This window comes from Brotaphodocola sp. (assembly GCF_050873065.1).
Taxonomy (GTDB): Bacteria; Bacillota; Clostridia; order Lachnospirales; family Lachnospiraceae; genus Brotaphodocola.
Genome location: NZ_JBNMIC010000033.1, coordinates 14,172 through 29,330, shown reverse-complemented (window position 1 = coordinate 29,330; position 15,159 = coordinate 14,172). Strand labels below are relative to the sequence as shown.

Sequence of the window (15,159 nt, the reverse complement as noted above, 5' to 3'; positions counted from 1 at the left end):
GTATAGTATTTGCAGGAGACACCTTCTTTCGTGAATGCTGTAAATGTTAGTTTGGGCACTTTCATTATACAACACAATCGAATTCAAGGTGTCTTTCTTTTATGCAAAATCACGAACTTGCTCATTTATAGTTTGAAAGTTAAGCTTGCCATGAGATAAGTATAATGCATTTTTGAGAAAAAGTCATGGACTTAGAAGAAATGCTGCTGTTTGTGCAGTGCGTGAACAGGAATGGGAAGTTTCTAAGAGGAAGCAAGGTTGACTTTTATAAGAGAAAATAGTATGATCAAAACGTTTGCCGCTGTCATGGTGCGTCCTGATACAGCGGTTTTTGAATGTGTGTACAGGAAATACACAAATAAAGAACAGAAAAGATAAGAGAGGGGAAGCGGGGGAATAATGAACGATTCACAAAATTCAGGAAAAACTTGGTTCTTTCGGGGAATGAAGGACGGATTTCCGATTGCGATGGGATATTTTGCAGTGGCATTTACACTGGGAATTGCATCGAAGAAGGCGGGACTCTCCGCATTTCAGGCATCTTTGATGTCGGCGGCGATGCTGGCATCTGCCGGTCAGTTTGCTGGAATTGAGATGATTGCGGCGGGAGCAGGGTATCTGGAGATGGCAGCGACGACGATGATCGTCAATCTCCGTTATCTGCTGATGTCGAGCGCTCTCTCGCAGAAAATTGAGCGCGGAAAACCATTCTATCATCGGCTGCTGATGGCATATGCGGTGACCGACGAGCTGTTTGGTATTTCCATTTCGGTTGAGGGACGGCTCAATCCGTGTTATCTCTACGGAGCGGCATCGATTGCGGCACCGGGATGGGTGCTTGGAACATTTCTCGGGGCGGTGATCGGAATGATTCTTCCGCTTCGCGTGATGAATGCGTTAAATGTGGCGCTGTACGGAATGTTCCTCGCCGTTGTGATTCCGGCATCGAAGAAGAGCAAGATTGTGGCTGGTGTCGTGATCGCTTCGATGGCTGCAAGTGCAGCGTTTTCTGTGATTCCGGGACTTCGGGAGATCTCATCCGGTTTCCAGATGATTATTCTGACGATTCTGCTCGCAGGTATAGCGGCAGTTCTGTTCCCGGTGAAGGAGGACGAACATGAAGCATAATATTTATCTGAGTCTTCTCGTGATGTTTGTGACGATTTATGCGGTGCGGGCGCTTCCGCTCACTCTTCTGAGAAAAGAGATTAAGAACAGATTTATCCGCTCTTTTCTCTACTATGTTCCGTATGTGAGCCTGTCTGTGATGACGTTTCCGGCAATCTTAAAGGCGACCGGGGATGTGCGCTCGGGGGCAGCCGGACTGATTGCGGCAGTGATTCTTGCGTGGGTGGATGGAAATCTTTTCCGCGTATCGATCGGTGCCTGCCTTGTGGTTTATCTCGCAGAGATGATTTTGTAGAATGGTGCAGAGATAGCAGGATAGAAGAAAAAAAGAAGATATACGGAAGACGCAAAGAAGATACAAAAATGGGGGAAGAGCGGCTTGGAAGTTGACAAAACAAGGAAAAGGATTTATAATTCCCTCAAATATGGCGGGATGAAAAACGCCATAGAATTTGGAAAATGATACCGATTTCAGGTGAGGAGGATTTGTATGGCAGCAGAAATGAAGAATGCCAAGACAGCAGGAAAGGCAGAGACGTTAAAGATTGAGACCGTGAAAGAGACGCCGAAGAAGCTGGATACAAAGAAGGAAGACCCGAAGAAACTCGCTACGACGAAAGAGGATCCGAAGAAGCTTGCAACGACAAAAGAGGATCCGAAAAAGCTGGATACAAAGAAAGAAGATCCAAAGAAACTTGCTACAACAAAAGATCAGACGAAAGCTCTGACAGATAAGAAGGATGAGGCGGTAAAAATGGTAGAGAAGCTCGCAGCAAAAGCATTGGAAGAGGCAAAGAAGGCAGAGGCAGTGAAGAAGGAAGCAGCAGAAAACAAGGAAGCAAAACCGGCAGCAAAGAGAGGCAGAAAACCGGCAGCTGAGAAGAAGACTGCTGAGAAGAAGCCGGCAGCAAAGACCACCAAGACTGCTGCAAAGTCAACAAAGACGACAAAGACTACAGCAAAGACGGCAGAGAAGAAGACCACCACGAGAGCAAAGAAGGCAGCTGCTGTGGAGGCAAAGGTTGTGATCGAGTTCAGCGGAAAGCAGGTTCTTGCAAAAGACATTCTTGCAGCAGCTGAGGCTCACTACAAGGCAGGTCATCCGGGTGATGAGATCAAGACGATCGAGATCTATGTACAGCCGGAGAACCACGTTGCTTACTATGTAGTCAATGGACAGGATCTTCCGGATTGCTGCGTAGAGCTGTAAGAAACGATTTGCAGATAAAAGTAAAAAGTTTTTGACACAGGCCATGTAGGATGGCCAGGAGAGACCATGAATCTGAAGGATCAGGTTCATGGTCTTTTTATCTCATAATTTCATTGCGATTGATCTGTTCAGAATTTTTGTGTTAAGATTAAGATATGCTAGAAAAACAGAGATAGATATATATTTAGATAAAAAATCAGCTACAAGGATACAGCAGAACAGACAGAATAAAAAGAACGGAAAGGACAGAAAGCATGGAAAAGACAGAGAAGACACAGGGCGTTCAGCTTCCTGAGGCGTTTCTTAAAAGGATGAGAGAACTTCTGGGAGCGGAGGCAGAGGCTTTTGAGAAAAGCTATGACGATGAGCGCGCACAGGGGCTTCGATTTAACACGAGAAAGGGAGACTTAAAAGAAGATTTCCTGCGCTACCGGGAGCGCTTTGGACTCAAACCGGTTCCGTGGTGCCGGGAAGGATTTTACTACGCGGCAGATTCAAGACCGGGAAGATCGGCTCTCCATGAGGCAGGGGCATACTATATTCAGGAACCGAGTGCGATGGCGGTTGTCTCTGTTTTAAATCCGCAGCCGGGAGAGAGGGTGCTTGATCTCTGCGCAGCGCCGGGAGGAAAGTCGACTCATCTTGCGGACCGCATGCAGGGAAAGGGACTTCTCGTCTCAAATGAGATTCATCCCGCCCGCGCAAAGATCCTCGCGCAAAACATTGAGCGCATGGGAATCGCTCATGCGGTTGTAACAAATGAGCCGCCGGAGAATCTTGCCCCGCGTTTCCCGGAGTTTTTTGACCGGATTGTCGTGGATGCGCCGTGCTCCGGTGAAGGAATGTTCCGAAAAGACGAGGAGGCGCGCAATCAGTGGAGTCTGGACCATGTAAAGATGTGCGCAGAGCGCCAGCAGGGAATCCTCGATGAGGCAGCATCGATGCTGCGCCCGGGTGGACGGATGGTCTACTCGACCTGTACGTTTGCCCCGGAGGAGGATGAGGAGGGAATCGCGGATTTTCTTTCCCGTCACCCGGAATTTTCCATTGTGGAGCTTCCAGAGAATGAGACTCCGGAGGGAATCTCCTGTGCACGTCCGGATTGGAGCAGGATCGAATGCCCGGAGCTTGTGCATACGTTCCGGATCTGGCCGCATAAGGCAGAGGGAGAGGGGCATTATCTGGCACTGCTTGAGAAAGCGGGGGAGAGCCGGACGGATGGCGCCGAGACGACGGATCGGGATTTTGCGGATGAACCGGATGATTTTTCTGAATATGGGAGAGAAAAAGCGGCAGAGTACAGCAGGGCAAAAGGCGGAAAGAAAGAGAAAAAGAAGGAGAAGGGAAAGAAAAACGCCTCATCCGCAGGCGGAATCGGTAAGGAAGAGCTTACGCTGTGGCAGGAGTTTGAGCAGGAAACGCTTGCAGAACCGCTTCCCTGTGCGAATCCTTCTTCGAGAATTCTGTTTGGGGAACAGCTCTATCAGCTTCCGGACGGAATGCCGGATCTGTCGGGACTTCGCGTGCTCCGGCCGGGACTTCATCTGGGAACAATCAAGAAGAACCGCTTAGAGCCGGCTCACGCGTTGGCTCTTGCACTGAGACCAGATCAGGTGCGCCGGAGCATGGATTATCCGGCAGACAGCTTGGAAGTTCGCACTTATCTGGGCGGAGGGACTCTTTCGTGCGATCCATCCGAAAAAGGATGGGTGCTCGTCTGTGCGGATGGATTTTCTCTTGGCTGGGCGAAAGCGACCGGAGGAAGCCTCAAAAATCATTATCCGAAAGGTCTTCGAATTATGTAAAAGAGAAATTTGGATCCTTTCAAGTGTCCAATTAGTGACCATTGGTTTGCTATAATCTGATTTAAGATAACAAAAAGGTGATAAAATAGCAAAAAGCGATAAAATAATGATGAGAATTTCAAAGATAGAAGAGAGGCGAATTCATGAGAAAGAGAATGATTCCGGCAATCTGTGCGATGTTAGTGATTCTGACGGCGTTTCCGGCTTATGCAGGGACATGGACGAAAGACTCTGCCGGATGGAAATATCAGCAGGATGATGGAAGCAATCTGATTGCGACGTGGCAGAGGATTGTGGACAGTGATGGAACTCTCCGCTGGTACTATTTTGACATCACCGGCCATGCGCAGAGCGGATGGAAGGATATCGGCGGACAGAGATACTTCTTCTTTGAGACAAATTATGAGGGAGAGGAATCTTCCATGGCGACCGGCTGGCTGACAAAGCGGGACAGCGGAGACTACTTTTTCTTGAATGACGGCCGATTTTATGATTTGCCGGAGGGCGCGATGGTCAGAGATGGCTGGAGAGAGATCGACGGCAAGGAGTGTTATTTTGGAAAAGCCGGAGCGATTCTGATGGATGCGAATACGCCGGATGGATATTATGTGAATCTCAATGGAGAGAAAGATGGGGCGGCGAGAAAGCGGGCAGACAGTTACGGCTCTGATGACAATAACTCTTACTGGTACAGTTCAAACTCCTCGAACAGTTCCGAGATCAACTATGATGACTACGATGATGAGACGGCTCAGGCGATGAGAGCACTGGTGCGCAATGCAGGTGCCTCCTTCAGCAACAAGAAGAGTGTTCTCTTGAAATTCATCAGTGAGTGCGGGTATCGCCAGTCCCGATTCACCATCACGACGAGGGGGATCGAGTACACGGGAAATCCGGAGGAAGATGATGTGGATCAGAGAATGCTTGACCGGATGCAGAATTATATGGATGGTGTGAACGGCGCAGCTGTTGCCCTGATTCAGTACCTGATTGGGTAGGTGAGATGATTTGTCATGGTATTGTCATGATTTTCATGTGATGATATAATCGGTGGGTGCTTCAGGAGGAAAAGATGGCAGACGAAGATTTGAGAAAAGAGCAAAGTGACGAACATCGAAATGACGAAAACCTTCAGGAAGAAGGCGAACCGCTCTACATGGATATTGAGTTTCCGGATGGCAGGGTAGTGGAATATGAGATCATTGGAACATTTGGAATCGGGGAAAACCGTTACCTTGCCATGTATCCGACCGAGCAGGAGGGTGGAATGGTCAATTTGTTTCCGATTGAGGAGGGACCGGACGGAAATCTGGAATTTAGAGAGTTTTTCGATGATGAGGAATATGAGGTGGCTTCTGAGTTCTTTGAGACCTGGGTAAACGAGGGAGCAGATGCGCTCTTAGAGAGCGTCGAAAACCCGACAGATATAATCGATCAGGAACTTGATATGGATGATATGGAATAGAAAGAAACAGAAAAAATAGATAAAAGATAAAAAAGGAGAATCAGATATGGGAGCAATTATAAAGACAGATAAGAGACTCGATATTTCACATGCACCAAAGCTGGAAAAAGAGCTGATGGATCTGATTGATGCCGGGGAGACAGAGATTTTACTTGATATGGCAGATACGACGTATATCAGTTCGGTGGCACTCAGAGCGCTTTTGAAGGCCAAAAAGGGTTTGAAGGCAGCCGGAGGCAAGCTGGTGCTGAGAAATGTGACCGACAGTGTGATGGAAGTCTTCGATGTGACGAATTTTACGAGTGTATTGACGTTTGAGGAAGAATAATGAACTGGCAGCAGAAATTGTGGAAGGGTGGACAGACTTTTCTGTATGCGGTGCGACCGCTGCTTCTGTATCTGTTCGTCCCGGGAATCCTTCATTTGATGGTATCCTTTTTCCTGCCGTATACGGTGGAAGATCCGCAGTACCAGAAAGCGAGCGGCAACTTTTATAACTGCATCGGAATTCTGGCAGCGATGTATCTGTTAAACCGGATCAGCAAGAAGAGGGGGAGCACGATTTTCAAAGACACGACGTTGATCCTGGAAAATCCGGATTGGCGTTTTATTGCGTTTTGTGCCGGACTTGGTGCGGCGGTTGCGCTGGCATTTTCGGCGCTGATCACGGTTCTCCCTCTCCCGGGTGCTCTGATTCAGCCCTATGAGGCGGATTCGAGACGGGTGTTTTTGCAGCTCGATTTCGTTCTGGCCCTGATCAATCTGGTGGTGGTGTGTCCGGTGATGGAGGAGCTGGTGATCCGCGGATATATGCTTAACAGGCTGTTTGCATTTTTCACACAGAAGCAGGCGATCTATCTTTCCGCTTTTGTTTTTGCCCTCTGCCATGTAAATCCGCTCTGGATTTTTTATGCATTTTTTCTCGGAGTTTTCATGGCGAAACTGGCATTGAAGAGAGATAACATTCTCTACTCTCTGTGTTTTCATATCGGGTTTAATTTTCCCGCTGCGGTGAATGCCTGCATCATGAGGGCAGGATTCGGAGAAAACGTATTTTTTAAGAGTAAGGTATTAGTGGCGCTCTACGGGACAGTGGCCCTTGTGTCTGCTGTGCTGATCTGGCGTCAGATGGCAAAGGAGGATTCTTTATGATTAAGGACATCAAGAACCTAAAAAAGAAAATCATCATTGTGGCGGTTGCAGCAATTCTTGCGGTCCTTCTGTTTGGATATGCGCTGGCGGCTCTCATGGAACAGTTTCCGCTGGTTCTGCAGACTGGAGATTCCTCTTATATGTGGGAACCCACCCTTTTCTTAGAGCCGAGTACCTGGCTCTACGGAGTGACGGCGGTGGCTCTTATTGTGCTGCTTACGATTGTGTTCCGGCCGAACACATTTCAGTCGAATAAGGGTTATATGAGGGGAAGAGCTGCGGACGTCGTGGATTCCTCTCTGGAGAATTCCCGGTTTATGACCCAGAAAGAGCGGGATTTCAACTTCCCGCACAAGGAATACACGAAACTGAAAGAAGAAAAGAAAGACGGAATCCCCGTCTATGCCGTATATAATCAGAAGAGAAAAGAGATCGATATCAATCTTGCCTCCCCGGTGCACAGCATCATCATCGGTGCTACCGGAAGTGGTAAAACGACGACGTTTATCAACCCGGTGATTCAGATTTTGAGTTCTACGTCAGCCGGTTCTTCGATGATCTGTACCGATCCGAAAGGAGAGCTGTTCCAGCTTCACAGCGGAACACTTGCGGAGCGCGGATATAAAGCGATGGTTCTCGACCTGCGTGATCCGTACAGCTCTTTCCGCTGGAATCCGCTCGGAGATATTTATGACCGGTATCAGCTCTATCTGAATACAGGAAATGAGATTTACAAGCACACGGACTCTGTGGGAGAGTATGAGGAACTCAAACTCATGAATCCGGCGGAGGATTTCGGTGATGAGTGGTATGAGTACGAGGGGCGTGCTTATGCGGTTCGTCTTGAGCTGCTCAAGGAAGTCAAGATCGCCCGCCAGAGAATTTACGATGAGATGTATGAGGATCTGAATGATCTTGTGAGCGTAATCTGCCCGATCGAGTCCAAGGACGATCCGGTCTGGGAGAAAGGTGCCCGCTCGATCATTATGGCAGTCTGTCTTGCAATGCTTGAGGACAGCGAGGATCCGAATCTCGGAATGACGAGAGAGAAGTTCTGCTTCTACAACATCAACAAGGCGATCGGAAACTCGGAGAATGAGTACGAGGTTCTGAAGAATTACTTCCGCGGAAGGCCGAAGCTGTCGAAGGCAGTTGGCCTGTCGCGTCAGGTACTCTCCGCGGCAGAGAACACCTTAAACAGCTATATGTCGATTGCGTTGGACAAGCTGTCGATGTTCAACGATGAGGGACTCTGTGCACTGACGAGTGCGACGGATATCGATCCGCAGATGATTGCAAACCAGCCGGTTGCCCTTTTCCTTAAAATTCCGGATGAGAAGGACACAAGACATGCGCTTGCAGCTCTGTTCATCCTGAGTATTTACAAGGCGCTGATCAAGGTGGCATCGGGACGGGAGGATCTGTCGCTGCCGAGAAACGTTTACTTCCTTCTCGATGAGTTCGGAAACATGCCAAAGATTGAGAAATTCGATAAGATGATCACGGTAGGACGAAGCCGTAAGATCTGGTTCAACATGGTGGTGCAGTCCTTTGCACAGCTCAACAATGTGTATGGAGATACCGTGGCGGACATCATCAAGAGTAACTGTGGCTTGAAGATGTTCATCGGTTCTAACGATATCCAGACGTGTGAGGAGTTCTCAAAGCTCTGCGGAAACATGACGGTATCGACGGCGAGTGTCTCCTCGTCCATGTCAACCTTAAAGAGCGGGGATGTCAACGTGTCGACTCAGCTTCAGCAGCGTCCGGTTATCTATCCGTCAGAGCTTCAGAAACTGAACAACAAGACAGATACCGGAAATGCCATTATCGTAACATTCGGAAATCATCCGCTGCGGACAAAGTTCACCCCGAGCTACAAGTGTCCGCTTTACAAGTTCTCGACGCTGGATCTGTCTGATGTGAAGGCGAATGCCTTCTTCGGCGATGAGGTCTACTACGATCTGGAAGAGAGAAATTATGCGGTTATGGAGGAGCAGGATGAACAGGAGGAACAGAGTTCATGAGAAAAAATAGTTGTTTAAGAAAAACGGTACTTCCTGTGCTGACCGTCTGCGGAACCACCCTTTTTCCGTTTGCCGCTCTGGCGAGCCAGACTGGAATATTCTCTTCGGAGAGAGCTCCGCAGCAGACGAATCAAGTTACTTATCTGCCGGAGAGAACGACAACGACACCGGGAACTTCCGTAGCGGGAAATATAATTTACCGCGACCAGAACGGAAATGTGATCGGGAGTGTGAATTCTTCAAACGCATCGGCGTATGAGCAGGCCTACATCAGGGAGGCAAGCAGTACGACGACGTCCGGACGGGGAACGCTCTCCACGACCTCCTCGCTCAATTCTTCGAGAAACTCGACTTCAGGTACTTCGGGCACTTCGAGTACCTCGAGAACTTCGACCGCATCTTCCTCCCAGAAGTCGGTTTACGAGAGCGGCGGTCCGGGTTCCTCAAATGTCAGTGCGAAGACGGACGACAGCACAACCTCGATCGGGCCGTCTGTGACGGATGTCACGCTGACGGAGACGTATTATGAGGATTACGACATTTATGCGTTATCTGTGCAGGATCTGTATTATTTTTATGCGAATATTGGAAATAACGGAATCACGGACAAGCCTGTCAGTGTCGATATTCCGGAGAATATGACTTTCTCGCTGACGAAAGATGGTGTGCCGATGGATTACGTCAGAAAGCAGGTGCTCTCCGACACCGGAACTTATGTGTTCCGAATCACGATGGTGGAGAATCCGGAAGATCCAGTATCCCGCCAGAAGATTCTGCGCGCCAACTATCATTTCCGTATCCAGCCGAAGGTTGCAAAACCGAAGGAAGAGCAGCAGACAACGGCGTCATCGGGTGGACAGCAGCAACAGCAGGCGCAGAACAGCTATTCTCCGGATGTCTATCTGTCCAATTTAGAGGCGAACAACCGAAATGGTCAGAGCAGCACGCAAAGTAGTACGCAGAACAATCAGGCTGGTCAGACTGGAAACAGTGGTCAGAGTGGGCAGTTTAACAGCAATGCGGGCAGCCTGCCGGGTGATATGTATGTGTTCCCGACAGATTCTGGCAACAGTCAGACTTCTGACGGGGCAGACAGCGAGACAGAATCCGGAAGTTCCGCGCTTGATGATGCGCTCGGCTTAGATTTTTCGAACGTACAGCTTTCTCAGGATGGGGAAGAAGGCAGTGAGTTCTTCGGGGACGGACAGACGGATGCGGATGCAGAAAAAATCACCTACGATTATGACAAGGCGATGTACAAGATTCCGTTTGCAGGAGGAAAATCCCTGTACGCGACCGTTCCGAATGGAATGATGACAAACTACTCGGTATCTCTGGATACGGAAGAAGTGTCATCGGAAGTGAGATTCTTAAAAGATGGTGTGGCGGAGACGATTCCGGACGGCGGAACCATAAGTGAGCCGGGAAGCTATGAGCTTCTTGCATCGGATGGAGACCGTGTGTATACATACAGCTTCCGGATTCTCGGAAATGCGGAGAACAATCTGACGTACTACACTATTCCGTATGGAATTACGCTCAAGGAGTTTTATATTGATGATATCCTTCAGAGTTCCGACAGCTACACAAATACAAACGGAGCGGAGCGTGTGAAGTTCGCGCAGGATGGAGTTTACCGTCTTGTGATGCAGGATGAGCTCGGAGCGGAATTTGATGTAGAGCTGATCCGCGATGTCAATCCTCCGGTTGTGAACGTGAAGGTATCAAGCGGTCTGGCAGAGATCACCTACGGAGATCGTTCAGAGATTGAGAAGGTTGTGCTTCACTCAGGAAAGACGGAGGAGGAACTCTCTGTGATCGATCAGGTGACAAAGCCGGGCAGATATGTGATGGATGTCTATGATCACGCAGGAAACTGCACGAGCGTAAGCTTCCGTGTGAGAGGAAAGGTCAACATGGCAACGATCGTTTCTGTGATCCTGCTGATTGCGATTGTCGCCGCGTTCGGCGTTCTCTTTGTCCGGACGAAGAAAGACAACAACGTTGCATGACGGAATAAGTGACGGAAGAATAAGGAAACAGAGAAAAAGTTACAGGCAGCTGCTGAGGGAAAGGAGAGTTTATGACACCGGTATATCTTGGGTTCTTTGAAGTGCTTGGAGAAATTCTCCGATCGGTTTTTGACGGGGTATTTAAGCCGGTTCTGATTGAAGCTTCAAAAATGATCTTTGAACTTCTCGGAGGCGTGATCTTCGATATGCTCAAAGAAGTACTATTTGACGGTCTGGTGGGTCTGTTAAAAGTGGTTCGCGCCCTCAGCATGTTTTTCGATGTCTTTTCCGGTATTGCGAATGTGATGGTGGATGACGTCTCAAACGGAGTGGTAAGGGGAACCCAGGAGATGACGTTCCTTCAGTATCTGTTCCGGCAGAGCACGATCGGAACCATGCTGGCGTATATGACGATGATCGCCGGAACGCTGGCTTTCCTGTTTGCAATCATGGCGACTGCAAAAAATATTTCTGATTCAGTTCTGGGAGATGAGGTCAATCCGATTGGAAAGGTGCTGACAAATGGAATCAAGTCGGCGGTGACCTTTATGCTTGTGCCGATCATGTGCACCTTTCTTCTGCATCTGACAGTCTCTCTGACCGATGCCGTGATGGACAGTCTCCAGAGGGCGAGCGGAATCGAAGCGGAGATGAAGATGGATGATGCGATTTTTCTGGCAGTTGCGCAGCCGGCGGCGAAGAGCAGCAGCACATTTGAGAATATCTACCGAAAGACAAGCTACACCTATGTCAACAGGGATGAGATTCTGAAAAATTTTGACATCGGTAAGATTGATTACCTTGTGGGATATACAGCGGCGATCCTGACGATTATTCTGATGCTTGGAGCGACCCTGACGTTCATCCGACAATGCGTCGACCTATTGATGCTGTATCTGGTGTCCCCGTTTTTCTCGGCGACAATCGCCCTGGATGGCGGGGCGAAATTTAAAAAGTGGAGGGAACTGTTCGTTGCAAAGTTTTTTGTCGGCTTTGGAACAATTTTTTCCATTCAGTTGTTTCTGATGCTGATGCCGTTCTATACGAGTGATATGCTGATTTTCTCGCAGGATGTGACGATGAACAACTGCATCAAGCTGTTTTTCATCCTGGGAGGAGCCTGGTCCATATTTAAGGGAAAGACGCTCATCATGGAGATTCTTTCTCCGGATGCAGCAAGAAGTGCAAACGAATCGATGGCGCTGGTTACCTGGCTGATATCGAGAAAGTAAAAGGAGGAGAGACAGAATGCAATTCATTTATATTGGCTTTTGGGATTCGCTGGTCAACAAGCTGTTGAATGCAATCTTAAAACCGATCGTTACCTTTCTCGGAAGTCTTTTAAGCAAGGTATTCAGCTGGCTGTTCAATACGGTTCTGACTCCGATTTTAAAGAGTGTGGCGGTGCCGATCTTTGAGATTCTCCTCGATCTGCTGAAAACAGTCCTGAGCGGAATTTTATACAGCATTATGGCGGAACTGCTAAAACTTGTCGATTACATGGAAAAGGCGTTTCGCATCATCATTGGTCTGGATAATGTTGAGGTGAAACTTGCAGGCTCCACGGTCTGGGCAAGGGCATTTGGAGCTTTCAACGGCACATCGAGTGGAGGCTACACCTCCATGCCGATCACAGAGGCGTTCTTTTCCTTTGATGCGATCAATAAAGCATACTGGATGCTGAACTTTATCGGTCTGACGCTGGCACTTCTGTTTGCGACGATTGCGGTGGCGCGTTCTTCCTTTGATCTGGATTTTGAGGGAAGGAGACCGGTGTCCCGTGTGCTCAGTTCACTGTTCCGCTCTGTGGTCAACCTGTTTACGGTACAGCTTGTGCTGATGTTCATTGTGAAACTGGCATCTGCGATTCTTGCGGGAATTGATCTGGCGATGACGGCTACAAAGGGAGGCGCAGCGACGAGCCTCGGGAGAATGGTGTTTGCGATGGCCTCGCTTGACGCGTGCAAAATAGCGGATTACAACGTCAGCAAGTCGCAGATGGTCGGGGTCACGGATGAGATTCGACGTGGTTATTATTACAGTAAATGTCCGGATGGACAGAATTTCAAGATTTATGATTTCACGAATGTCAGTGATGTGGAGCTCAATTTTGATCTTGCAAAGATGGATTTCCTGATTGGATATGTTCTTGCAATTTTTCTTCTGATCATCATGGGAGCCTGCCTGATCGTCTTCGTGCAGAGACTCATGGATATGCTGGTTCTCTATCTGGCATCGCCGTTTTTTGTAGCGATGATTCCGCTCGATGACGGGGAGCGTTTTGGAAAGTGGAGAGAACTCTTTATCGGAAAATGTTTTTCCGGCTTCGGTATGGTGGTTGCGATGCAGCTGTACGTGATGTTGTGCCCGGCGATCATGGACAGTACGCTGAGAATGTCAAAGAACAGTGTCGAGTTTGACTATCTGTGCAGGATGCTCTTTTTAGTGGGCGGTGCCTGGGCGATTCTCAAGTCTGGAAATATGATTACGGGACTGCTCAGCGAGAGCGCCGGAAGCGCGGAGGCACAGACGGCGAGTGTGGCAGCGGGTGTTGGATTTGGCCTTGCAAAAATGGCTGGAAAGGTCGGTCTGGAGGCCGGATGGAGTGGTCTCAAGGCAGCTACGGGTCTTCTGAAGCCTGGTGATGCGAGCAATAAGGGTAGTTTTGGTGATGAGGACAGCAGCGGAAGCGGAGGTTCTGAGAACAAGTTTGACGGCGGTGGATCTTCTTATTCGAGAAGTGGTGGCGAAATTCCGGGAATTGCAGGATATTCTGCGTTTGCAGGCAACTCTGGAATATCGAGTGGTTCTGGAATGTCAAGTACTTCCGGGGTGTCGGGTACTTCGGGAACCGCAGGTACTTCCAGAGTTTCGGGTACTTCCGGAGTTTCGGGAAGGTCTGGAATGCCAGCCGACTTGGGAATGTCAGGCGGCTTAGGTGGTTCAAACAAACTGGAGCTTGCGGGAGGCCAGCAGCCGGGGGCATTTGATGGCAGCAGACAGCTTGGAAGCGTCGCGGCGGCAAATATTCCGAAGACACAAAAGAGCAGTCTGATGAGCAGTCTGTTCGGCTCTAAGAAGTCTAAGGCAGAGGCGGAAGATTCCGACATGGGTATTGAGATGACGGATCTGTCCGGCAAGATGGATGAGGACAAGGAGAACAGTCAGCACTTTGAAGAGAGTGATCATTTCGGTGAGAATGAGATGACCTCCATCAATGACTATGAGATGGATGACGAGGAGGAAGAAAGCTCAGGCAAGAGTGAGGGCGAACCGAACGAGAGCGATCAGAGCTTTGAGGAGAACAATCATTTCGGTGAGAACGAGCTGACCTCCATCAATGATTATGAGATGGATGACGAGGAGGAAAGCTCAGGCAAGAGCGAGAGCGAATCGAACGGGGGCGATCAGCACTTTGAAGAGAGTGATCATTTCGGTGAGAACGAGCTGACATCCATCAATGATTATGAGATGGATGACGAGGAGGAAGAAAGCTCAGGCATGAGTGAGAGCGAATCGAACGAGGGCGATCAGAGCTTTGATCAGTCAGATCAGTCAGAGCGCTTCAGTGAGCCTGAAAACATCAGTGAGCCGGAAGACTTCAGAGGACCGGAGAATGCGGAACCGATTGAGGAGCTTGACGAATCTGGATCCAGAGAACCGGAGAATTTTAAGAAAACGCAGAATGTCAATGAATCGGAGAGCCTTGAAGAGGCGGAAAATTCCGAGAAGCCGGCTTCAGGCGGAGAACAGAAACCGTTCTTTGAGCCGAGCATAAAACAGAAAAAGAAACTGTCTTCGAGCGTTCTCGGCGGTCTTATTCAGACTTACACGTACCGCGATTCGAAGAACAACATCACCGGAACCTCGAGAAAGTTCAACATTGGACGTATGTTCAGCTTCGAGACCGGACCGAAGGGCAAGGAGATCAAGTTGTTCGGTATGGGAATGAGATTCTCAGGTGGAAAGATCAACAAGGTAGACTTTGGCATTGGTTCGATATCGAGAATGAGAGGAACTGATGGAAAGATGCATACTTCAAGGGTCAAGGTGCTCGGATGCAAGGTTCATGCAGATATGAAGACCGGAGAAAAAAAGCTGACAGATGTCGGAGCAATCGGACTTCACATGAAAGTTGGTAAGGACGGTCATCGGAAGCTGACGGATCTCGGAATGATCGGACTTCATATGGATATGGGAAAAGATGGCCATCGTCAGCTGAAAGATCTGAGCGCTCTCGGAATTCACAGAAAGAAGGGCGAGGATGGCAAGTACCATACAAAGACCGCTCTCGGTGGTATGTATAAAAATTATGATACCTTTGAGAATGAAGAAAAAAAGGACGAAGAAAAAAAGTAGG

The 15,159-nt window shown here is 48.8% G+C and carries 12 protein-coding genes; all 12 read left to right on the top strand.

Annotated elements, in window-relative coordinates:
* The first annotated feature begins 399 nt into the window (after positions 1 to 399).
* The 12 genes from ACR0QE_RS09585 to ACR0QE_RS09530 all read left to right on the top strand — a co-directional run bounded on the left by ACR0QE_RS09585 (position 400) and on the right by ACR0QE_RS09530 (position 15,158).
* Positions 400 to 1,128, top strand: coding sequence for an AzlC family ABC transporter permease (locus ACR0QE_RS09585; protein ID WP_432628135.1), 729 nt, complete (start codon positions 400 to 402; stop codon positions 1,126 to 1,128).
* Complete coding sequence (locus ACR0QE_RS09580; RefSeq protein WP_432628134.1) at positions 1,118 to 1,423, top strand: AzlD domain-containing protein; 306 nt, start codon at positions 1,118 to 1,120, stop codon at positions 1,421 to 1,423. The genes ACR0QE_RS09585 and ACR0QE_RS09580 overlap by 11 nt, the downstream gene beginning before the upstream one ends.
* 195 nt (positions 1,424 to 1,618) lie before the next feature.
* Positions 1,619 to 2,338: a DUF6465 family protein gene (locus tag ACR0QE_RS09575; RefSeq protein WP_432628133.1), complete on the top strand. Its 720-nt coding sequence runs from the start codon at positions 1,619 to 1,621 to the stop codon at positions 2,336 to 2,338.
* Positions 2,339 to 2,592: 254 nt separating this feature from the next.
* Complete coding sequence (locus tag ACR0QE_RS09570) at positions 2,593 to 4,143, top strand: RsmB/NOP family class I SAM-dependent RNA methyltransferase (RefSeq protein WP_432628132.1); 1,551 nt, start codon at positions 2,593 to 2,595, stop codon at positions 4,141 to 4,143.
* Between the two features lie 143 nt (positions 4,144 to 4,286).
* Positions 4,287 to 5,141, top strand: a complete 855-nt coding sequence (locus ACR0QE_RS09565) for a hypothetical protein (RefSeq protein WP_432628131.1) — start codon at positions 4,287 to 4,289, stop codon at positions 5,139 to 5,141.
* 74 nt (positions 5,142 to 5,215) lie between these two features.
* Positions 5,216 to 5,608, top strand: coding sequence for a DUF1292 domain-containing protein (locus ACR0QE_RS09560; protein ID WP_432628130.1), 393 nt, complete (start codon positions 5,216 to 5,218; stop codon positions 5,606 to 5,608).
* A 46-nt stretch (positions 5,609 to 5,654) separates the two neighbouring features.
* The gene (locus ACR0QE_RS09555) at positions 5,655 to 5,936 is read left to right on the top strand and encodes an STAS domain-containing protein (protein ID WP_432628129.1); all 282 of its coding nucleotides are present in this window, start codon (positions 5,655 to 5,657) and stop codon (positions 5,934 to 5,936) included.
* Positions 5,936 to 6,760 carry a CPBP family intramembrane glutamic endopeptidase gene (locus ACR0QE_RS09550; RefSeq protein ID WP_432628128.1) on the top strand — a complete coding sequence of 275 codons (825 nt, stop codon included), beginning with the start codon at positions 5,936 to 5,938 and terminating at the stop codon, positions 6,758 to 6,760. The genes ACR0QE_RS09555 and ACR0QE_RS09550 overlap by 1 nt, the downstream gene beginning before the upstream one ends.
* Positions 6,757 to 8,787 (top strand): type IV secretory system conjugative DNA transfer family protein, encoded by a 2,031-nt coding sequence (locus ACR0QE_RS09545; protein ID WP_432628127.1) that lies wholly within the window; start codon positions 6,757 to 6,759, stop codon positions 8,785 to 8,787. Before ACR0QE_RS09550 ends, ACR0QE_RS09545 begins: the two co-directional genes overlap by 4 nt.
* On the top strand, positions 8,784 to 10,799 hold the full coding sequence (locus ACR0QE_RS09540) for a hypothetical protein (protein WP_432628126.1): 2,016 nt from the start codon (positions 8,784 to 8,786) through the stop codon (positions 10,797 to 10,799). Before ACR0QE_RS09545 ends, ACR0QE_RS09540 begins: the two co-directional genes overlap by 4 nt.
* A 71-nt stretch (positions 10,800 to 10,870) precedes the next feature.
* A complete protein-coding gene (locus tag ACR0QE_RS09535) occupies positions 10,871 to 12,031 on the top strand; it encodes an Mbov_0396 family ICE element transmembrane protein (RefSeq protein ID WP_432628125.1) in 1,161 nt (386 codons plus the stop codon).
* Positions 12,032 to 12,047: 16 nt separating this feature from the next.
* Positions 12,048 to 15,158, top strand: coding sequence for an Mbov_0396 family ICE element transmembrane protein (locus ACR0QE_RS09530; protein ID WP_432628124.1), 3,111 nt, complete (start codon positions 12,048 to 12,050; stop codon positions 15,156 to 15,158).
* Position 15,159 lies beyond the last annotated feature (1 nt).